Source organism: Saccharopolyspora hirsuta (assembly GCF_008630535.1).
GTDB classification, from domain to species: Bacteria; Actinomycetota; Actinomycetes; order Mycobacteriales; family Pseudonocardiaceae; genus Saccharopolyspora; species Saccharopolyspora hirsuta.
Genome location: NZ_VWPH01000013.1, coordinates 1 through 20,083 on the forward strand (window position 1 = coordinate 1; position 20,083 = coordinate 20,083).

Genomic DNA, 20,083 nt, shown 5'->3' on the forward strand with positions numbered 1-20,083 from the left:
CCTCGAAGTCCAGCGGCTTGCCCGCCGACATCATCGGCCTGACCGCACCCAGCGCGACACCACCGTCGTCCTCGCGCTTGAAGTAGATGTTGAAGAACGCGCTGAACCGGTGCCAGGCGATGCCCATCGTCATCGTGCGGGCCACCACGATCAGCCAGACGGTGGCCGACATCAGCTTCAGGAACGCGAACGCCGACACCAGGTTCTCGCTGGCCGGGAGCAGCGTGCCCAGCGGGCCCGAGACGAACTCCGACCACAGCGGCATCGGGTGCACACCCAGCGCGGACTTCGCCGCCCGCACGCCGATGATGCCCAAGCCCTCGATCAGGACCACGGCCTCGACGAAGTACGCCCACTTGAAGTTCGAGCCCTGGAACCGCGAAACGCGGTCAGCGCGCCGCGGGTGGTTGCGCTGCCGGATCACGATCAGCACCACGATGCCCACCACGGTGCCGATGCCCAGCAGCTCCATCAGCAGGCCGTAGATCGCCAGATCGCTCAGGACCGGGAAGCCCCACGTCGGGACGAACACCTCCCCGTAGGCCTCGAACACCGCCAGCGAGCCGAGCAGGAAGCCCCACATCACCAGCCAGTGCCACACACCGACGTTGCGGAACTTGTTCATCCGCGTGTGCGCGGCGAACTCCTTGACCAGGGTCGCCAGCCGCGCCATCACCGGGCCGTTGCGGGTGCCGTCCGGTTGCCCGAGGCGGATGATCCGCACGAACCGGGCGATGGTCATGGCGAACATGCTCCACGCGACGACGCCGAGCGCGACCGAGATCGCGCCAAGCGTGATCTGAACAGCACCCATGCTCGCGGCCTCCTGTTTCGAGGGGGTTGTCCGTTCGGGCAGCGTACGCCCTGTTACCCATCGGTAACTACGGGGGCTGTGCGCATGTCGGGAACAGTCGGTGATTCTGCGAGACGGCTGGGTGAAAAACTAGTTGTGCATTCGTTCAGGTTTATCGGGTAGGCTGCCCCCGTCAGTTGCGGGTGGCGCCGGCCGCGGCCGCTGGAGTTGTCCTGGTTGTTCCTGTTAGACGGCTGAGACGGGGGTTGCGATTTCGTCGCGGCTTCCGCGTGGCGGATGTCGATCGGGGCAGACTCGGGGGCGCAGTGCGATTTTCGCCACGTATTTGATCGGGTGAACGGTTCGTTCGGCCACGCCGAACGTCCAGGGGGTTGCGATGACTGGGGCGGACAACGCGTCGATGCGCGCATCGGACGGTGACCGGGAGGCCGTGGCGCAGCGGCTGCGGGCGGCGCTGGACGAGGGGCGGCTCACCCTGCCGGAGTACGACGAGCGCCTGCAGCAGGCGTTCGCCGCCACCACCTACGGCGAGCTCGAACCGCTCACCGCCGACCTGCCCGAGTCGACGCCGCCGAAGCCGTCCAAGCAGGTCGCCAAGCGCGAGAAGCGCAAGCGCAAGCAGATCAAGGAGTGGCGGGACTGGGGCGGGGTCGCGGTCATCCTGGTCGGGATCTGGCTGGTGACCTCGATCGCCTCCGGCGAGCTCACCTTCTTCTGGCCGATGATCCCGCTGGGCATCTGGGCCGCGGTGATCCTCAGCGAACTGGTCTTCAGCAGCGGGGGCAAGCGCTCCGACGACTGAACCGGGCGCCCCCTCGACGGGGGCATCGTCGTGCCCTGAAAGTGGGGCGATCGTACAGCTTTTCGAAGGGAGTTCGGGCGTGGCCTACCTGGTCCTGGCGGTGGCGATCCTCAGCGAGGTGTTCGCCACCGTGTCGTTGAAGCTCTCCGAGGGGTTCAGCAAGCCCGTCCCCTCGATCCTGGTCGTGGTCGGGTACGTGATCGCCTTCTCCGCGCTGGCCTCGGTGCTCAAGCTGGGGCTGCCGGTCGGCGTCGCCTACGCGATCTGGGCGGGGGCCGGGGTCGCGCTGGTGGCGATCATCGGCGCGGTGTTCCTCGGCGAGTCGATCACCGCGGTGCAGATCGGCGGCATCGCGCTGATCATCGGCGGCGTCGTCGCGCTGGAGCTGGGAGGTGCGCATTGACCCGACCGCGGGCCGAGGAGACCGACGGTCGCCGGGCCAAGGGCGAGCGCCGCCGCCGCGCGATCATCGACGCGGCGCTGCGGGTGGTGGCCCGCGAAGGCGTCGGCGCGGTCAGCCACCGCAACATCGCGCGCGAGGCCGACGTCCCGCCGGCGTCCATCGCGTACTACTTCGACGGCATCGACGACCTGCTGGTGGCCGCGCTGATGGAGGGCTGCGAGGGGCTCATCGCGCAGCTGGACCAGCTGCACGAGCAGGTCCGCGAGCGCGCCGACTGGCCCCGGGCGATCGCGGAGAACCTGGCCGGAGTCCTGCGCGACCACCGAGAGCGCACCCTCGGCGAGTACGAGCTGTACCTGCTGGCGGCCCGCCGCCCGGCGCTGCGCCCGGCCGCGCGCCGCTGGATCGAGGCCGCCTCCGGCTACGTCAACGGCGGTCGCGGCGGCGACGGACCGGCGATCCGGGCCCTGTTCGCGGCCATCGACGGCATCCTCATGCAGGGCCTCATCGCCGACGAACCGCCCACCGCCGACGACCTCGAACCGGTGCTCCGCTTCCTGGTCCAACCGGTCGACTACCTGCGCGATCGCGGCTACCTCGACTGAACCCGACCGCGCGTTCCCGCCGACGGGAGGTCCTCGCCGTCGGACGACGGCGGCTCCGGGGCGGATCCGGGGTGTCCCCGATGCCGGGGCGGGTGCCCGGTGCGTAGTTTCGTCCGCGCGGAACGTACTGGGGACAGGGGGAATCGATGGCTCGGGTGGGACTCGCGATCGGTGGTGCGGCGCTGGTGCTGGTCGGGGGTGCTGTGGCGTTCTGGGGGCCGATGTCGTCCGCGGAGCAGCGCACCGACCCGATCGGCGAGGTCGACCGCGTCCAGCTCGGCGACGGGGCCGGGTCGGTCGAGATCCGGTACGCCCCGGGCGGGCGCGGTGAGGTCACCCAGCAGGTGCGGCGGTGGGGTGCCGCGCTCTGGGGCGGCGACGGCGCGGTGGAGCACCGGGTCGAGGGCGGTGCGCTGGTGCTGGACACCGACTGCGGGTGGGGCTGCAGCGTGTCCTACCAGGTCACGCTGCCCGCGCCGGTGCCGGTCGAGGGGGAGCTCGGCTCCGGCTCGCTGACCGTGGTCGGCATGCGGTCGGTGCAGGCCGAGGTCGGTTCCGGGGAGGTCGACGTGCAGGAGGTCCCCGGGCCGGTGAACGTGCGGGCCAGCTCCGGTTCGGTGCAGGTGCGCGGCGCCGACGGGCCCGTCGAGGTGCGCACCGGCTCGGGGCACGTCGAGCTCGCCGACCTCGGCGGTCGGGTCGAGGTGGAGGCCAGCAGCGGCGGGATCACCGGCAGGGGCCTGCGCGGCGCGGAGATCGTCGCGGACGCCAGCTCCGGGAGCATCGAGCTGGAGCTCACCGGACCGCGGAACGCCTCGCTGTCCACCGGCAGCGGTGGGATCGACCTGGTGGTGCCCGCCGACCGCTACCGGGTGGACGCCGACGCCGGCAGCGGCGGCGCGGACATCGAGGTCGTCCAGGACCCGTCCGCGGAGAAGCGGCTGACGCTGTCCAGCGGCAGCGGGCACATCAACGTCCGTTCCTGAGGAGGACCGGCCCCGACCGGGTGGTTCGCATCACTCCGCGGAACTCGCGCGCCTGGTCGGGCGTTGTCCTGGCAGAAAGCTTGAGTGAGCTGCGCTCAACCCCGATTGACGGTGCTGACGTGCAGTGGGTAAAACTTGAGTGAGCAAGGCTCAGGGCCTCGGTGGCTGCTGGGCGCACAGGCAAGAAGTCGGGAGGAATCGAGCATGGCGCGAGCGGTCGGTATCGACCTGGGGACGACCAACTCCGTCGTTTCCGTCCTGGAGGGCGGTGAACCGACGGTGATCGCCAACTCCGAGGGCTCGCGGACCACGCCGTCCATCGTGGCCTTCGCGAAGAACGGCGAGATCCTCACCGGGCAGCCAGCGAAGAACCAGGCGGTCACCAACGTGGACCGCACCATCCGGTCGGTCAAGCGCCACATGGGCACCGACTGGAAGGTCCAGATCGACGACAAGCCCTACACCCCGCAGGAGATCAGCGCCCGCGTGCTGATGAAGCTCAAGCGGGACGCCGAGGCCTACCTGGGCGAGGAGGTCACCGACGCGGTGATCACCGTCCCGGCCTACTTCGAGGACGCCCAGCGGCAGGCCACCAAGGAAGCCGGTCAGATCGCCGGCCTGAACGTGCTGCGCATCGTCAACGAGCCGACCGCGGCCGCGCTGGCCTACGGCCTGGACAAGGGCGAGAAGGAACAGACCATCCTGGTCTTCGACCTCGGTGGCGGCACCTTCGACGTCTCGCTGCTGGAGATCGGCGAGGGCGTCGTCGAGGTGCGGGCCACCAGCGGTGACAACCACCTCGGTGGTGACGACTGGGACGAGCGCATCGTCGAGTGGCTGGTGGAGAAGTTCAAGTCCTCGTCGGGCATCGACCTGACCAAGGACCGGATGGCCATGCAGCGGATCAAGGAAGCCGCGGAGAAGGCCAAGATCGAGCTGTCCAGCTCCTCCAGCGCGAACATCAACCTGCCGTACATCACGGTCGACGCGGACAAGAACCCGCTGTTCCTGGACGAGACGCTGTCCCGCGCCGAGTTCCAGCGGATCACCTCCGACCTGCTCGAGCGCTGCAAGAAGCCGTTCGAGGCGGTCATCCGCGACGCGGGCATCAAGCTCGACGACATCGACCACGTGGTGCTGGTCGGCGGTTCCACCCGCATGCCGGCGGTCTCCGAGCTGGTCAAGGACCTGACCGGTGGCCGCGAGCCGAACAAGGGCGTGAACCCGGACGAGGTCGTCGCCGTGGGCGCGAGCCTGCAGGCCGGTGTGCTGCGCGGTGAGGTCAAGGACGTCCTGCTGCTCGACGTCACCCCGCTGTCCCTGGGCATCGAGACCAAGGGCGGCATCATGACCAAGCTGATCGAGCGCAACACCACGATCCCGACCAAGCGCTCCGAGACCTTCACCACCGCGGACGACAACCAGCCCTCGGTGCAGATCCAGGTCTTCCAGGGCGAGCGCGAGATCGCCGCGCACAACAAGAAGCTCGGCATGTTCGAGCTGACCGGTCTCCCGCCGGCGCCGCGCGGCATGCCGCAGATCGAGGTCACCTTCGACATCGACGCCAACGGCATCGTGCACGTCTCGGCGAAGGACCTGGGCACCGGCAAGGAGCAGTCGATGACCATCACCGGCGGCTCCGCGCTGCCGAAGGAGGACATCGACCGCATGGTCAAGGACGCCGAGGCCCACGCGGAGGAGGACAAGAAGCGCCGCGAGGAGGCCGAGGCCCGCAACCAGGCCGAGACCCTCGTCTACCAGACCGAGAAGGTCCTCAAGGAGAACGACGAGAAGCTGCCGTCGGAGGTCAAGGACAAGGTCAAGTCCGCGATCGACGAGGTCAACGAGTCGCTCAAGGGCGACGACGTCGCGGCCATCTCCGCCGCGGTGGAGAAGCTGGCCACCGAGTCCCAGGCCCTCGGCCAGGCGCTCTACGCCGACGCCGGTGCCAACGCGGCGGCGGGTGCCGGTGCGGGCGCGGGTGCCGCGGACGACGCCGCGGGCGCGAAGGCCTCCGGCGCGGATGACGTGGTGGACGCCGAGATCGTCGACGACGAGGACGAGAAGAAGAAGTGACAGCGGACCGGTCCGAGATGTCGCACAACGAAGGCGAGCAGGAGCCGGTGGTGGTCCGGGATCGGCGTCGCATCGACCCCGAGACCGGCCAGCGCCGGGCCCCCGCTCCGAACGGAGAAGAGGCGCAGGTGCCCGAAAGCATCTCCGGCACCCTCGACGAGGAGATCGCCAAGGCCGAGCCGGCGGCGGAGGGCTCCGAGTCCGCCGCTGAACCGACCCAGGGCGAGTCCGCCGGCCTGCAGCAGCAGGTCGACGAGCTCACCGCCGACCTCAAGCGGGTCACAGCGGAGTACGCGAACTACCGCAAGCGGGTGGAACGCGACCGCGAGTCGGTGATCGCCGGGGCCAAGGCCTCGGTGGCCGGTGACCTGCTGACGGTGCTCGACGACCTGGAGCGGGCCGAGGCGCACGGCGACCTCAACGGTGCGTTCAAGGCCGTGGCGGACAAGCTGGTCGCGACGCTGAACTCGGCCGGTCTGGAGGCGTTCGGCGCGGAGGGCGACGAGTTCGACCCGTCCGTGCACGAGGCGGTGCAGCACAGCACCTCCCCGGACGTGAGCGGCCCGACCGTGACCACCGTGCTGCGTCGCGGCTACCGGTTCGCCGACCGGGTGCTGCGGCCCGCGATGGTCGCGGTGACCGACCACGAACCGGCGTCGGCGGAACCTGCGGCCGCCGACGACGACAGCCAGGCCGAGCAGGGTTGATCAGGAGCGAGAGGAGGGGCGTCCGGTGAGCGCGAGGGAATGGCTGGACAAGGATTTCTACGCCGAGCTGGGCGTCTCCTCCGACGCTTCGGCGGACGAGATCAAGAAGTCGTACCGGAAGCTGGCGCGGGAGAACCACCCGGACGCCAACCCCGGCAACGCCCAGGCGGAGGCCAAGTTCAAGGCCGTCTCCGAGGCGTACGGCGTGCTGTCCGACCCGGACAAGCGCAAGCAGTACGACGAGGCCCGTCGGCTGTTCGGCTCCGGCGGGTTCGGCGGCGGTGGCCAGGGCGGGTTCGGCGGCTTCGGCGGCCAGGGCGGCTTCGACATCGGTGACCTCTTCGGCGGTGGTCAGGGCGGTGCTGGCGGACTGGGCGACCTGTTCGGCGGCCTGTTCGGCGGCCGCCGCCCCGGCGCGTCCACGGCCAACCGGCCCAAGCGCGGCGCCGACGTGGAGACCGAGGTCCGCATCGACTTCACCGAGGCGGTGCGCGGCGCGACCGTGCCGCTGCGGCTGTCCAGCCCGGCGACCTGCCAGACCTGCCGCGGTTCGGGCGCCAAGCCGGGCACCCGGCCGCGCACCTGCGGCACCTGCGCCGGATCGGGGCTGGTCACCCGCAACCAGGGCGCGTTCGCGTTCAGCGAGCCGTGCCCGGACTGCCGCGGTCGCGGCCAGCTGATCGACGACCCGTGCCCGGACTGCGCCGGTGAGGGGGTCAGCACCCGCAGCCGCACGCTGACGGTGCGGATCCCGGCCGGGGTCTCCGACGGGCAGCGGATCAGGCTGGCGGGCCAGGGCGAACCGGGTCGGCAGGGCGCTGCCGCCGGTGACCTCTACGTGGTGGTGCACGTCAACCCGCACCGGGTGTTCGGACGTTCCGGTGACGATCTGACGATCACGGTCCCGACGACCTTCCCCGAGCTGGCGCTGGGCACTACGTTGACCGTGCCGACGCTGGACGGGAAGGTCACGCTGAAGGTCCCGGCCGGGACCAGCAGCGGCCGCACCTTCCGGGTGCGCGGCAAGGGAGTCGGCAAGAAGGACGGCAGCAGCGGGGATCTCCTGGTCACGTTGCAGGTCGCCGTTCCGTCCAAACTGGACGGCAAGGCGGCTGAGGCGCTGGCGGACTACGCGAAGGCGACCGCCGACCACGATCCGCGTCAGGACCTGAACGAGTTGCTCGGGAGGTAGCCATGGCCGGTCGCCGCACGACGGATCCGGGCTTCGGATTCCCGCCGGGGGCCGACGAGGACACGCCGATGTTCGTGATCTCGGTCGCCGCCCAGCTCTCCGGCCTGCACGCGCAGACCCTGCGCAGCTACGACCGGCTGGGCCTGGTGTCGCCCGGGCGGACCCCGGCCGGCGGCCGCCGCTACTCCCTCCGCGACATCGCGCTCCTGCGCGAGGTCCAGCGCCTCTCCCAGGAGGAGGGCGTCAACCTCGCCGGGATCAAGCGGATCATCGACCTGGAGAACGAGGTCGACGCCCTCCGCGCGAAGGTCCAGGAGCTGGCCGAAGAAGTCGCCGCGGCCCACGCGGCGGCCGAACAAGCAGCGGCCCAGATCCACGCCTCCTACCGCCGAGACCTGGTCCCGGTCCGCCAAGAAACGGCCCTCGTAGTCTGGAAACCCAACCGCAAGCGCTGATTCTTGGATTCCAGTGGCTGGTTTGCGTGGCGGTGCCGGTGGCGGAACCTCAGCGCCCGCCTGGCTGTGGGTGCCCTGACTTGTGTATGAGCCGATACACGGCGTCAGGGCCGTCCTCGCCGGAAGGAACCCCGGAGGGGTGGGCCGTGAACCCGCGGTGGTGCGAGCTGCGAGGGTGGGTTATGCGCCTGGCGGCGCATGCGACCCTCGCCGACCGGTGCCGGTCGCCCGTCGCGGTAGCTGTTCACCGCAGAAAGCCCGGTGGTCGGGCGTTTTCGGCGTTCCTCCCGACACCTGCTCGGCCAGGCGCTTCATACCCCCAGCTACGAGTGAAGGGCGGCTCTCGCCAGGTGCGAAAGCCGCCCTTCACTCGTGCTCTGGAATTCAGTCCAACGTGAACGGGTCGTAGCGGATGCGGTCCAGGGGTGTGCCCGCGACCAGCATTCGGGAGACCGTGGCCCGGATCATTCCCGGGGAGCCGCTGACCAGGACGTCCCAGTCCTGCCAGGCGCCGTAGCGGGTCACCACCTCGGGGAGGGTGCCGTGCTCGACGCCGGAGATGTTCGGGGCGTTCTCCAGGACCGGCGTGATCGTCAGCCACGGGTTGTGCATCGCGATCCGCTGGAGGTTCTCCAGGTCGTAGAGGTCCTCGCGGGTGCGGCCGCCGTAGAACACCTGGACGCGGGGGTTCTCGCCGTACTGGGCGAGGTCGTCGATGATCGCGCGCATCGGGGTCACCCCGGTGCCGCCGGCGATCATCAGCACGTCCGGGGACTCCTCCCGGTCCACCGTCATCCGGCCCATCGGCGAGCCGATCCGCCACTGGTCGCCGGTGCGGGCGTGCCCGACCAGCGCCCGGCTCACCCAGCCGCCCTCCACCGAGCGGACGTGGAACTCCATGATCCCGTCCTCGGCGGGCGCGTTCGCCGGGGTCAGGTACCGCCACAGCCGGGGCCGCTGCGGCACCTCCACGCTCACGTACTGCCCGGGCAGGTAGGGCACCGGGTGGTCGGTCTGGACGCGGATCACGGCGACGTCCCAGCTCAACCGCTCGTGGTGGACGATCTCGCCGGTGTACCAGGCGGGGCCGTCGTCGGCGGCGGCCGCTTCGGTCATCGCCGAGGCCATCACCGTGTACGCCTCCGCCCAGGCCCGCTCCACGGTGTCGTTCCAGGCGTCCCCGGCGTGCTTCTTGATCGAGGCCAGCAGCGCGGTGCCCACCGCCTCGTAGTGGTCGGCGACCACGCCGAACTTGCGGTGGTCGCGGCCGAGCTGGTGCAGGAACGGCAGCAGCTCGTCGGGCTTGTCGACCATCTGGATCACGTGCACGAGCGCCCGCAGCAGACGGCTGCGCTGCACTTCCATGTTCACCGCGAACAGCTCGCGGGTGGCCGGGGAGAGGCTGAAGAGCATCCCGTAGAAGAACTTGGCGACGTCCTCGATCTGCGGTTCGACGACCTCGAAGCTCTCGCGGATCAGGCGAACCATCTTGCTCACACCAGAGGACGGCTCGCGGTTCGGGGGTGGTCCGGGGCTCAGTACGGCGTTCGCTGTCATGGTTCGGGTGCAGTCTTCTCCACGTTGGCGGCGGTACCCGATTGGGCGCACCGCTACTTGCTTGCGTCCCCCGACACTGGGCTGACCCTAACTCGTGGGTCGGGGAACGTCTGCCTTGATGCCACTTTTGAGTGCTTCTTAACTACTACTGGTAGATAGTGCATGAACCTGTCGGGGGAACCTAGTATCCACCTCTGTGAGTGGAGAGGAAGGCGTGACACGGTGAGCCGCGTGAGCCCCGACCACCCGACCCCGACCGGCACCGCCGACGAGGCGCTGCTGGACCTGGAGCTGTCCGACCCGTCCACCCCGACCGATTCGTCGCAGGTCAGCACCCCTCTCCAGCACCACGCGCTGGACGTGGCGCCCCGCGATCCGTTCGCCGAGGAGGACCGCCCGGTGCCGCTGCCCGGCTCGACGGGCGAGCACCTCCTGCAGCAGGCCTACGGCACCGAGAAGCGGGCCCGCCGGTTCTACGACGACCAGGTGCTGGACCACCTGAACTCGGAGATGAAGGCGTTCATCGGCCGGATGGAGCTGGCCTTCGTGGCCACCGCCGACGCCCGCGGCGAGTGCGACTCGAGCCTGCGCGCCGGTCCGCCCGGCTTCATCGAGGTGCTCGACGACCGGCACGTCTGCTACCCCGAGTACCGCGGCAACGGCGTGATGGCCAGCCTCGGCAACATCAGCGAGAACCCGCACGTCGGGATCCTGCTGGTGGACTTCGTGACCGACCTGATCGGCCTGCACCTCAACGGCAAGGCCCGCATCGTGGAGGACGCCGACCTGCGCGCGATCCACCCCGCGCTGCCCGCCGAGTTCGACCGCGGCCGCACCCCAGAGCGGTGGGTGGTGGTGCAGGTCGAGGAGGCCTACATCCACTGCCGCAAGCACATCCCGCGGATGGTCCCGGTGCTGCGCCAGCGCACCTGGGGCACCGACGACGTCAAGCGCAAGGGCGGCGACTACTTCGCGGCCAAGGGCACCCCGCGCCCCTGGCACCGGGTGGAGCCCGTCTCCGCGAACTGATCGCAACGAAGGGCCGCCGCGCGACATCGGTTCTGGGACGGCCTCCTAGAGTGGGGCGAAACGGACTAACGTGGGGCCTGGGCCTGATCGGGTGCTGCGGGTGCGCCTCCGGCAGGTGGAGGCGCGGGCGGGAGAGCTGTGATCGAGCAGGATGAGGCGCGGGCGACCGACGGGGTCCGCGAGGAGGGCGTGGACCGGCGCGCCGCGGCGGAGACCGTGGAGCGCGAGCTGGTGATGATGTTCCGCCGCGCCCGCAACCTCTCGACCACGGTGGCTGCGCACGTGCACCCGGACCTGGACCCGGCGTCCTACAGCCTGCTGCTGATGATCGACGACGCCGGACCGCTGCGCGGCATGGACGTGGCGGGCCGCACCGGCCTGGACAAGTCGACGGTGAGCCGCCAGATCGCGACCCTGGTGGAGCTCGACCTCCTGGAGCGCGTCCCGGACCCGGACGACGGTCGGGCCCGCCGGATCCAGCTGTCCGACCTGGGGCGCGAGCGCCTGGCCCAGGTGCGGGCCGAGCGCCGCAAGCACCTGCACGGCCAGTTCGCCAGCTGGACGACCCAGGACCTGAAGGACCTGGCCAGGCTCCTCGCCAAGCTCAACGCCATGATGTGACGTCCTGATCCTCCGATCGCCGGGGCCCGCCTGAGTGCGGGCCCCGGCGATTTCGCGCGAAAGCGCCGCTTCCCCCGCCTGCGAAACGCCGATCTCGCGCGAAATCGGCGAAACGCCCCGCGCCGGAGCTGCGGGTGTTGCGGGTCACAAGCCGACAAGTTGCGTGCTACAACCAATTGAGGTTATGGTTGCGTGCAGCAACTAAAGGATTGGGTTCGCATGGGACCGAAACTCGAGACCTGCGGTGAACTGCTCCGCCCGCTCCGGGCGTTGATGGGGCTCAAGCAGGTCGCACTGCAACGGGGCCACTTCGCTGATCAGGTGCCCTACGCCGCGGCCGGGTTGCTCACCGAACTCGTGTTCCGCGGCGAGTGCCGGGCCTCCGACCTCGCCCACCACCGCGTCGTCGACGCCTCCGTGGTGAGCCGCCAGGTGGCCCAGCTCGAACAGGCCGAGCTGATCAGCCGCCGACCCGACCCCGCCGACCGGCGGGTGTCGCTGCTGCGCGCCACCCCCGAGGGCGAGCGCGCGGTGGCCGAACTGGAGCGCAAGAAGGCGGAGTGGATCGCCGGTGCGCTGGGGAACTGGGAGGACGCGGAGGTCCGCGAGCTCACCCGGCTGCTGGGGGAAGCGATGGACGACATCCGCCGCCACACGATCGACGAGGGGATCTGCCACGCAGACCCCGCTACCAGGGAAGGAACTCGATGACGAGCTCGACGGAGGCGGTGCGGGACGCACCGGCCCGGCGGGATGCGCGCGGGTCCGCCGATGAATCGCCGATGACGCATCGGCAGATCATGGAGGCGATGTCCGGGCTGATGTTGGCGCTGCTGGTCGCCATCCTCAGCTCGACCATCGTCTCCAACGCGCTGCCGCGCATCATCGCCGACCTGGACGGAACCCAGGGCCAGTACACGTGGGTGGTCACGGCGATGCTGCTGACCTCCACCGCGTCCACCCCGATCTGGGGCAAGCTCTCCGACCTGTTCAGCAAGAAGCTGCTCTACCAGCTCGCGATCGTGATCTTCACGGTCGGCTCGGTGGCCGGCGGGTTCGCGCAGTCGATGGAGACGCTGATCGGCTTCCGCGCCCTGCAGGGCATCGGCATGGGCGGTCTGCAGGCGCTGATCCAGGTCGTGATCGCGGCCATGGTCTCGCCGCGCGACCGCGGTCGCTACAGCGGTTACATCGGCGCCACGTTCGCGGTGGCCACGGTCAGCGGCCCGCTGGTCGGCGGGGTCATCGTGGACACCTCCTGGCTGGGCTGGCGCTGGTGCTTCTGGGTCACCGTGCCGATCGCGGTGATCGCGTTCATCGTGCTCGGCCGCACGCTGAAGCTGCCGGTCATCAAGCGGCCGGTCAAGATCGACTGGTTCGGCGCGCTGTTCCTGGTCGGCGGCGTGAGCCTGCTGCTGGTGTGGGTCTCGCTGGCGGGCAAGTCCTTCGACTGGTGGTCGGCGGAGACCGCGGCCTACGTCGGCGGCGGCGTGGTGGCGCTGATCATCGCGGTGATCATCGAGTCGCGGGTCAGCGAGCCGATCGTGCCGCTGCGGATGTTCCGCAACCCCACGGTCACCCTGGCCACCATCGGCACCGTCGCGGTCGGCACCGCGATGTTCGGCGGCTCGGTGTTCCTGGGCCAGTACTTCCAGATCTCGCGCAGCATGACGCCCACCGAGGCCGGGCTGATGACGCTGCCGATGGTCGGCGGGATGTTCCTGTCCTCGACCGTCTCCGGTCAGGTGATCTCCCGGATCACCGGAAAGATCAAGCCGTTCCTGGTGGCCGGGGCGGTCGTGATGGTCGCGGCGATGTACCTGCTGAGCACCATGGACCACGAGACGAACCTGTGGTTGGTCGGCGTCTACCTGTTCCTGATGGGCACCGGCGTCGGCATGCTGATGCAGAACCTGGTGCTGGCGGTGCAGAACGCGACCAGCGCCCGGGACATGGGGTCGGTGACCTCGGTGGTCACCTTCTTCCGGACCCTGGGCGGTTCGGCGGGCGTCTCGGTGCTCGGCGCGGTGCTGGCCACCCGCGTGTCGGACTACATCGTGCAGGGCCTGGCCAAGATCCCCGGCGCCGCGCAGGCGGCCGGTGGCAGCGGCGGCGGCTCGCTGGACGTCGGCAGCCTGCCCGAACCGATCCAGGTCATCGTGCGGGCCGCCTACGGCGACGCGATCGGCGACATCTTCTTCATCTCCGCCTGCATCGCGGTGGTCACCTTCCTGGCGGTGCTGTTCGTGCGGGAGACCCCGCTGCGGACCACGATCGACAGTCACGAGGAAAGGGAGGCGGTTGCGGTGGCCGCGCACGAGGACGCTGTGGACAACCCCACCCGTCCTGTGGACAACTCGACGGTGACCGGTGCCGCGGTCAACGGCTCTCCGCTGGTTGGGGACCCCGGCCCGCGCACCGCGCGACTGGCCGCCGAGCCTGTGGACAACTCTGTGGACAGGCGCTCCGAGGCCTGGTCAGAGCCGGTGTCGCCGCGCCGCTACGCAACCAACGGCAGGCATCTGGCAGGTGAAATCGGCGGCGACGGGCTGTTCGTGCACGGCACCGTGCAGGACTCGGTCGGCAGCCCGGTGCCCGGGGTGGTGCTCACCCTCACCGACGCCAACGGGCGGCAGGTCGAGCGGGCCCGCACCGACCAGGACGGCCAGTTCCGGCTGGCGGTCACCCACGGCGGCACCTACGTGCTGATCGCCTCCGGCGGCAGCTACCAGCCCACCGCGTCGATGGTGGTGGTCGGCGACCGCCCGGTGCGCCACGACGTCCAGCTGCTCGGCGCCGGTCGGCTCGTCGGCCTGGTGCACGTCGGCGGCGTCGGGGTCGGCGGGGCGATGGTGGTGCTCACCGACGTGCGGGGCGAGGTCGTGGCCACCACGGCGACCGCCGCGGACGGGCACTACGCGTTCGGCGACCTGGTCGGCGGCTCGTACGCGCTGACCGTCACCGCGCCGAACTACCGGCCGGTGGCCAACTCGGTGACGGTGACCGACGGCGAGCAGACCACGGCCGACGTGGTGCTGCAGAGCGGGGCGCAGCTGACCGGCGTGGTCCGGTCGGCCAGCCTCGGGGTCGCGGTGCCGGACGCGCGGGTCACCCTGCTGAACTCCGGCGGGGCGGTCGTCGGCGCGGCCACCACCGACATCGACGGCAACTACACGTTCACCGACCTGCCCGACGGCGAGTACACGGTGATCGCCACCGGCTACCCGCCGGTCGCCACGTCGCTGCAGCTCTCCGGCGAGACGAGCACCCACGACGTGGAGCTCGGCTACCCGGACGCCGACTGAGCAGCGAGAAACCCGTCTGACGAACTCGTTTTGCGCGGCGGTGCCGGTAGCGGAACCTCAGACGCCGCCTGGCTGCGGGATCCCGTTGTCCAACACACGGCGAACGGGCTGTCCTCGCCAGGCGACGTCTGAGAACCCGCGGCGGTGCGAGTTGCGAGGGTGGGTTGAAGCGGCTGCGCCGCTTCAAAAGCCAAAGATCAAAAGCGGGTTCGAAAGCAGACTCTGAGGAGATGTTCTGGATGGACCTCGGCCAACAGCAGGTCGACACGACCGGCGTCGGAACCGGCGCGGTCACCGCGACGGTCCGCGGCGGTGACGGCTGGCCGGTCCCGGAGGCGGTGCTGACCGTCATCGACGGCACCGGCACCCAGGTCGCCCGCGTGCAGGGCGACGCGCAGGGTTCGGTGGTCGCCGCCGGGCTGAAGGCCGGTGCCTACACCGCGATCGTCACGGCGGTGGGGCACGAACCGGTCGCGCGCACCACGCTGGTGCACGACGGGACGGCCGCCACGCTCGGCGAGGTCGAGCTGCGCCGCGCGGGCGGGGCGGACCTGCCCGCGCCGGGGTTGTGGCGGATCGACCCGGTGCACTCGTCGATTCAGGTGACCGCCCGGCACCTGGGGATCAGCAGCATCCGCGGGCGGTTCAACGAGTTCGCCGGGGAGATCCGCATCGGCAACCCGATCGAATCGTCCACAGTGGAGGCGACGATCGTCGCGGCGAGCATCGACACGGCCAACGGGATGCGCGACGACCACCTGCGCAACGCGGACTTCCTGGACGTCGAGAAGCACCCGCAGATCACCTTCCGCTCCACCGCGCTGCGCCCGCGCGGCGGCGACCGCTGGGACCTGGACGGCGAGCTGACGCTGTGCGGCCTGACCCGCCCGGTGCGCCTCGACACCCGCTTCGCCGGTGTCGGCCCGGACCCGTGGGGCGGCACCCGCGCCTCGGCGACGGCGACGACCCAGCTCCGCCGCGAGGACTTCGCGATGAACTTCAACCAGGCCCTGCAGACGGGCATCGCAGCCATCGGCACGACCCTCAAGGTCGAGATCGACATCCAGGCCGTCCGCGAGGACTGAGTCGTGAGCGGCGATGGCCGCAAGGGCGACCATCGCCGCTCACGAGGGGTCAGACCTTCTCGGGTTTCTCGGCCTTGGTGACCTCGCCGGTGCGGAGCTTCTCGCGGTAGGACGCCAGCTCCTTCTTCACCACCGGGATCATGATGTACAGGCCCAGGATGTTGAACAGCGCCAGCGCGAACAGCACCGCGTCGGCGAAGTCCAGCACGCTGCCCAGCGTCAGCACCGAGCCCACCACGGTGAACGCGCAGAACACCACGTTGTAGACGCGCTCCTTGGTCCTGCTCTTGCCGAACAGGAACAGCCACGCCCGCTGGCCGTAGTAGCCCCAGGTGATGATGGTGGAGATCGCGAACAGCGCCACCGCCACGGTCAGCACGTACGGGAACCACGGCAGCACGGTGGCGAAGGACTCCGAGGTGACCGTGACGCCGTCCGGGGTGTCGCCGCCGTTGAGCACGGTCTGCTGCGCGTCGGTCCAGAACTGGGTCTTGGCGATGACGATGGTCAGCGCCGTCATGGTGCACACGATGACCGTGTCGATGAACGGCTCCAGCAGCGCGACCAGGCCCTCGGTGGCCGGGTGCTTGGTCTTCACCGCCGAGTGCGCGATCGGCGCCGAGCCGAGCCCGGCCTCGTTGGAGAACGCGGCGCGCTGGAAGCCGACGATCAGCACGCCGATCAGCCCGCCGAACCCGGCCTCCGGGGTGAACGCGCCGGAGATGATCTCGCCGATCGCGCTGGGGATCGTGTCGTAGTTGACGCCGATGACGGTGAGGCAGGCGAGCACGTAGATCACGGCCATGGCGGGCACCAGGCGGCTGGTGACCGCGCCGATGGACTTGATGCCGCCGATGATCACCGAGCCGATCAGCACCGCCAGCAGGACGCCGAAGATCAGCGCCGCGCCGTCGGAGCCGAGCAGGCCGCTGTCGCCGCCGGTGACGTTGCGCAGCTGCGCGAAGGTCTGGTTGGCCTGGAACATGTTCCCGCCGGCGATGGCGAAGAACAGGATCATGATCGCGGCGAGCACGGCCAGCACCTTGCCCAGGCCCGCGCCGAAGGCGTTCGGGAAGCGCTCGGCGATGCCCTTGCGCAGGTAGTGCATCGGGCCGCCGGAGACGGTGCCGTCGGCGTCGATCTCCCGGTACTTCACGCCGAGGGTGCACTCGACGAACTTGGTGGCCATGCCGAGCACGCCGCAGACGATCATCCAGAAGGTCGCGCCCGCGCCGCCGACGGTCACCGCCACGCCGACGCCGGCGATGTTGCCGAGGCCGACGGTGCCGGACAGCGCCGAGGCGAGCGCCTGGAAGTGGTTGATCTCGCCGGGTTCGGACTTGTCGGTGTACTTGCCGCGGACGAGGTCGACGGCCAGCTTGAAGGACCGGATCTGGATGAACCCGAAGACGGCGGTGAACACCGCCGCGGCGATCGCGAGCCAGGCCACGATCCACGGGAAGGTCACGCCGAAGACCGTGACCTCGCCGAAGACGATGTTGGAGAAGCCCTCCGAGATCGGGGTGAAGACCGTGTTGATCGCGTTCTCGATGCCGGAGAGCGCGCCGCCCTCTTCGGCAGCCAGGACGAGTTGATCGCCCGCTGTCGTGGTGGTCATGGCGGTTTAGCTAAAACGGGTGAAATGTCCCGGACAAGACCTGCTTGTCACATTCGTCGAAAATGAAACCAGTTCGTGTCGTGCGTCACGTCATCACCTTGAGCGGAACTCGCTCAACTTTTCTTACGTTGACGGTGTAGATGAGGCTGGTACAGGGCAAGATGTCCTGGCAGGAGCCATCGGCGACGAGGTGAGGAATGGACGCGTTCAACCCGACGACCAAGACCCAGCAGGCGATCTCCTCGGCGGTGCAGGCCGCGACCGTGGCCGGCAACCCGGACGTCAGCCCCGCGCACCTGCTCGGCGCGCTGCTCGCCCAGGGCGACGGGCTGACCGCACCGCTGCTGACCGCGGTCGGCGCCGAGCCCGCGGCGGTGCGCCAGGAGCTGGAGCAGCTGATGAACAGCCTGCCCGCGGCCAGCGGCAGCACGGTGTCCGCGCCGCAGCTGTCCCGCGACGCGGTCAAGGCGCTCACCCACGCCCAGCGGCTGGCGACCGAGATGGGCGACGAGTACGTCTCCACCGAGCACCTGCTGGTCGGGCTGGCCGCTGAGGGCGGCCGGGTCGCAGACCTGCTCAAGAAGCACGGCGCCACGCCCGAGGCGCTGACCGACGCCTTCGGCAACGTGCGCGGCTCGGCCCGCGTGACCAGCCCGGACCCCGAAGGCACCTACAAGGCCCTGGAGAAGTACGGCCAGGACCTCACCGACCGCGCCCGCAAGGGCGACCTGGACCCGGTGATCGGCCGCGACACCGAGATCCGCCGCGTGGTGCAGGTGCTCTCCCGCCGCACCAAGAACAACCCGGTCCTCATCGGCGAGCCCGGTGTCGGCAAGACCGCGATCGTCGAGGGCCTGGCCCAGCGGATCGTCGCCGGGGACGTGCCGGAGTCGCTGCGCGGCAAGCGCGTGGTGGCGCTGGACCTTGGCTCGATGGTGGCCGGGGCGAAGTACCGCGGCGAGTTCGAGGAGCGGCTCAAGGCGGTGCTCAAGGAGATCACCGACTCCGCCGGGCAGGTCATCACCTTCATCGACGAGCTGCACACCATCGTCGGCGCCGGGGCCAGCGGCGAGGGCGCGATGGACGCCGGGAACATGATCAAGCCGATGCTGGCCCGCGGCGAGCTGCGCATGGTCGGCGCCACCACGCTCGACGAGTACCGCCAGCACATCGAGACCGATGCCGCGCTGGAGCGCCGGTTCCAGCAGGTGCTGGTCGGCGAGCCGAGCCCGGAGGACACGGTGGCGATCCTGCGCGGGCTCAAGGAGCGCTACGAGGTGCACCACGGCGTGCGGATCACCGACGGTGCGCTGGTCGCCGCGGCCACCCTGTCCGACCGCTACATCACCGCGCGCTTCCTGCCGGACAAGGCGATCGACCTGGTCGACGAGGCGGCGTCCCGGCTGCGCATGGAGATCGACTCCCGCCCGGTGGAGATCGACGAGGTCGAGCGCGCCGTGCGGCGGCTGGAGATCGAGGAGATGGCGCTGTCCAAGGAGGACGACCCGGCCTCCCTGGAGCGGCTGGCCGCGCTGCGCGCCGAGCTCGCCGACCGCCGCGAGAAGCTGTCCGAGCTGACCGCGCGCTGGCAGCAGGAGAAGGAGTCCATCGACAAGGTCCGCGACCTGAAGACGCAGCTGGAGCAGCTGCGCGGCGAGTCCGAGCGCGCCGAGCGCGACGGCGACCTGGGCAAGGCCGCCGAGCTGCGCTACGGCCGGATCCCGCAGCTGGAGAAGGAGCTCGACGCGGCCACCGCCGCGCAGTCCGAGCGCAAGGCGATGCTGCAGGAGGAGGTCACCGCCGACGACGTCGCGGACGTGGTGAGCTCCTGGACCGGCATCCCCGCCGGGCGGCTGCTGGAGGGCGAGACGGCGAAGCTGCTGCGCATGGAGGAGGCCCTCGGCGCCCACGTGGTCGGGCAGGCCGAGGCGGTGCGCGCGGTGTCCGACGCGGTGCGCCGCACCCGCGCCGGGGTCGCCGACCCGGACCGGCCCACCGGCTCGTTCCTGTTCCTGGGCCCGACGGGCGTCGGCAAGACCGAGCTGGCCAAGGCGCTGGCCGGGTTCCTGTTCGACGACGAGCGGGCGATGATCCGCATCGACATGTCCGAGTACGCCGAGAAGCACTCGGTGGCCCGGCTGGTCGGTGCGCCGCCCGGGTACGTGGGCTACGACCAGGGCGGCCAGCTGACCGAGTCGGTGCGCCGCCGCCCCTACTCGGTGGTGCTGTTCGACGAGGTGGAGAAGGCGCACCCGGACGTCTTCGACGTGCTGCTGCAGGTGCTCGACGACGGTCGGCTCACCGACGGCCAGGGCCGCACGGTGGACTTCCGCAACACCATCCTGGTGCTGACCTCGAACCTGGGCTCGCAGGCGATCGCCGACCCGAACCTGTCCGAGCGGGAGCGCGACGACGCGGTCATGTCGGTGGTGCGCAAGCACTTCAAGCCGGAGTTCCTGAACCGGCTGGACGACGTGGTGGTGTTCCACTCGCTGTCCACCGAGGAGCTGACGTCCATCGTGGACATCCAGGTGGACCGCCTGGGCCAGCGCCTGGCGCAGCGCCGCCTCACCCTCGACGTCCAACCGGCGGCGCGGGACTGGTTGGCGCTCAACGGCTTCGACCCGGTCTACGGCGCGCGCCCGCTGCGCCGCCTGGTCCAGTCGGCCATCGGCGACCAGCTGGCTCGCAAGCTGCTGGCCGGTGAGATCCGCGAGGGCGACAAGATCCGCGTCGACACCACCGACGACAACGAATCCCTCACGGTCACCGCGGCCGAGGGCTGAGGTCGTGAGCGGCGATGGTTCCGCCATCGCCGCTCACGAGTC

At 70.2% G+C, this 20,083-nt stretch carries 16 protein-coding genes and 1 pseudogene; 14 read left to right on the top strand and 3 right to left on the bottom strand.

Annotated elements, in window-relative coordinates:
- Window positions 1–814, bottom strand: a pseudogene (locus F1721_RS25555) (Fe-S oxidoreductase); the annotation flags it as partial.
- Window positions 815–1,190: 376 nt separating this feature from the next.
- Between F1721_RS25555 and F1721_RS25560 the strand changes: the two are divergent.
- The 8 genes from F1721_RS25560 to F1721_RS25595 all read left to right on the top strand — a co-directional run bounded on the left by F1721_RS25560 (window position 1,191) and on the right by F1721_RS25595 (window position 8,040).
- Window positions 1,191–1,616, top strand: a complete 426-nt coding sequence (locus tag F1721_RS25560; RefSeq protein WP_150069339.1) for a DUF1707 SHOCT-like domain-containing protein — start codon at window positions 1,191–1,193, stop codon at window positions 1,614–1,616.
- Window positions 1,617–1,695: 79 nt separating this feature from the next.
- Window positions 1,696–2,019 (top strand): DMT family transporter, encoded by a 324-nt coding sequence (locus tag F1721_RS25565; protein WP_150069340.1) that lies wholly within the window; start codon window positions 1,696–1,698, stop codon window positions 2,017–2,019.
- Window positions 2,016–2,624 carry a TetR/AcrR family transcriptional regulator gene (locus tag F1721_RS25570; RefSeq protein ID WP_150069341.1) on the top strand — a complete coding sequence of 203 codons (609 nt, stop codon included), beginning with the start codon at window positions 2,016–2,018 and terminating at the stop codon, window positions 2,622–2,624. The genes F1721_RS25565 and F1721_RS25570 overlap by 4 nt, the downstream gene beginning before the upstream one ends.
- A gap of 146 nt (window positions 2,625–2,770) precedes the next feature.
- A complete protein-coding gene (locus F1721_RS25575; RefSeq protein WP_150069342.1) occupies window positions 2,771–3,610 on the top strand; it encodes a DUF4097 family beta strand repeat-containing protein in 840 nt (279 codons plus the stop codon).
- Window positions 3,611–3,814: 204 nt separating this feature from the next.
- Complete coding sequence (gene dnaK, locus F1721_RS25580) at window positions 3,815–5,686, top strand: molecular chaperone DnaK (protein ID WP_150069343.1); 1,872 nt, start codon at window positions 3,815–3,817, stop codon at window positions 5,684–5,686.
- A 17-nt stretch (window positions 5,687–5,703) separates the two neighbouring features.
- Window positions 5,704–6,393: a nucleotide exchange factor GrpE gene (gene grpE / locus F1721_RS25585; protein WP_387511245.1), complete on the top strand. Its 690-nt coding sequence runs from the start codon at window positions 5,704–5,706 to the stop codon at window positions 6,391–6,393.
- A 25-nt stretch (window positions 6,394–6,418) separates the two neighbouring features.
- Window positions 6,419–7,585, top strand: a complete 1,167-nt coding sequence (dnaJ, locus tag F1721_RS25590) for a molecular chaperone DnaJ (RefSeq protein ID WP_150069345.1) — start codon at window positions 6,419–6,421, stop codon at window positions 7,583–7,585.
- Window positions 7,586–7,587: 2 nt separating this feature from the next.
- The gene (locus F1721_RS25595) at window positions 7,588–8,040 is read left to right on the top strand and encodes a heat shock protein transcriptional repressor HspR (RefSeq protein ID WP_150069346.1); all 453 of its coding nucleotides are present in this window, start codon (window positions 7,588–7,590) and stop codon (window positions 8,038–8,040) included.
- 384 nt (window positions 8,041–8,424) lie between these two features.
- On the opposite strand, the gene F1721_RS25600 is transcribed toward F1721_RS25595, so the two are convergent.
- The gene (locus F1721_RS25600; RefSeq protein WP_150069347.1) at window positions 8,425–9,528 is read right to left on the bottom strand and encodes an FAD-binding oxidoreductase; all 1,104 of its coding nucleotides are present in this window, start codon (window positions 9,526–9,528) and stop codon (window positions 8,425–8,427) included.
- Between the two features lie 300 nt (window positions 9,529–9,828).
- Here F1721_RS25600 and F1721_RS25605 point away from each other — a divergent pair, with 300 nt between their 5' ends.
- The 5 genes from F1721_RS25605 (at window position 9,829) to F1721_RS25625 (ending at window position 15,637) form a co-directional block, all read left to right on the top strand.
- Entirely contained in the window at window positions 9,829–10,626 is a 798-nt protein-coding gene (locus tag F1721_RS25605; protein WP_246155300.1) for a pyridoxamine 5'-phosphate oxidase family protein, read from the top strand.
- A 138-nt stretch (window positions 10,627–10,764) separates the two neighbouring features.
- Window positions 10,765–11,247 carry a MarR family winged helix-turn-helix transcriptional regulator gene (locus tag F1721_RS25610; RefSeq protein ID WP_150069349.1) on the top strand — a complete coding sequence of 161 codons (483 nt, stop codon included), beginning with the start codon at window positions 10,765–10,767 and terminating at the stop codon, window positions 11,245–11,247.
- Between the two features lie 219 nt (window positions 11,248–11,466).
- Window positions 11,467–11,958, top strand: a complete 492-nt coding sequence (locus F1721_RS25615; protein WP_150069350.1) for a MarR family winged helix-turn-helix transcriptional regulator — start codon at window positions 11,467–11,469, stop codon at window positions 11,956–11,958.
- A 71-nt stretch (window positions 11,959–12,029) separates the two neighbouring features.
- On the top strand, window positions 12,030–14,552 hold the full coding sequence (locus F1721_RS25620) for an MFS transporter (RefSeq protein ID WP_170301612.1): 2,523 nt from the start codon (window positions 12,030–12,032) through the stop codon (window positions 14,550–14,552).
- A gap of 239 nt (window positions 14,553–14,791) precedes the next feature.
- A complete protein-coding gene (locus tag F1721_RS25625) occupies window positions 14,792–15,637 on the top strand; it encodes a YceI family protein (RefSeq protein ID WP_150069545.1) in 846 nt (281 codons plus the stop codon).
- 49 nt (window positions 15,638–15,686) lie between these two features.
- On the opposite strand, the gene F1721_RS25630 is transcribed toward F1721_RS25625, so the two are convergent.
- Window positions 15,687–17,255: an alanine/glycine:cation symporter family protein gene (locus F1721_RS25630; RefSeq protein ID WP_150069352.1), complete on the bottom strand. Its 1,569-nt coding sequence runs from the start codon at window positions 17,253–17,255 to the stop codon at window positions 15,687–15,689.
- 197 nt (window positions 17,256–17,452) lie between these two features.
- Here F1721_RS25630 and clpB point away from each other — a divergent pair, with 197 nt between their 5' ends.
- The gene (clpB, locus tag F1721_RS25635; protein ID WP_150069353.1) at window positions 17,453–20,041 is read left to right on the top strand and encodes an ATP-dependent chaperone ClpB; all 2,589 of its coding nucleotides are present in this window, start codon (window positions 17,453–17,455) and stop codon (window positions 20,039–20,041) included.
- Window positions 20,042–20,083 lie beyond the last annotated feature (42 nt).

Coding starts and splice junctions, on each gene's coding strand:
- F1721_RS25560 (WP_150069339.1), top strand. CDS start 1,191: ATGACTGGGGCGGACAACGCGTCGATGCGCGCATCGGACGGTGACCGG.
- F1721_RS25575 (WP_150069342.1), top strand. CDS start 2,771: ATGGCTCGGGTGGGACTCGCGATCGGTGGTGCGGCGCTGGTGCTGGTC.
- dnaK (WP_150069343.1), top strand. CDS start 3,815: ATGGCGCGAGCGGTCGGTATCGACCTGGGGACGACCAACTCCGTCGTT.
- grpE (WP_387511245.1), top strand. CDS start 5,704: ATGTCGCACAACGAAGGCGAGCAGGAGCCGGTGGTGGTCCGGGATCGG.
- F1721_RS25595 (WP_150069346.1), top strand. CDS start 7,588: ATGGCCGGTCGCCGCACGACGGATCCGGGCTTCGGATTCCCGCCGGGG.
- F1721_RS25600 (WP_150069347.1), bottom strand. CDS start 9,528: ATGGTTCGCCTGATCCGCGAGAGCTTCGAGGTCGTCGAACCGCAGATC.
- F1721_RS25615 (WP_150069350.1), top strand. CDS start 11,467: ATGGGACCGAAACTCGAGACCTGCGGTGAACTGCTCCGCCCGCTCCGG.
- F1721_RS25620 (WP_170301612.1), top strand. CDS start 12,030: ATGACGCATCGGCAGATCATGGAGGCGATGTCCGGGCTGATGTTGGCG.
- F1721_RS25625 (WP_150069545.1), top strand. CDS start 14,792: ATGGACCTCGGCCAACAGCAGGTCGACACGACCGGCGTCGGAACCGGC.
- F1721_RS25630 (WP_150069352.1), bottom strand. CDS start 17,255: ATGACCACCACGACAGCGGGCGATCAACTCGTCCTGGCTGCCGAAGAG.
- clpB (WP_150069353.1), top strand. CDS start 17,453: ATGGACGCGTTCAACCCGACGACCAAGACCCAGCAGGCGATCTCCTCG.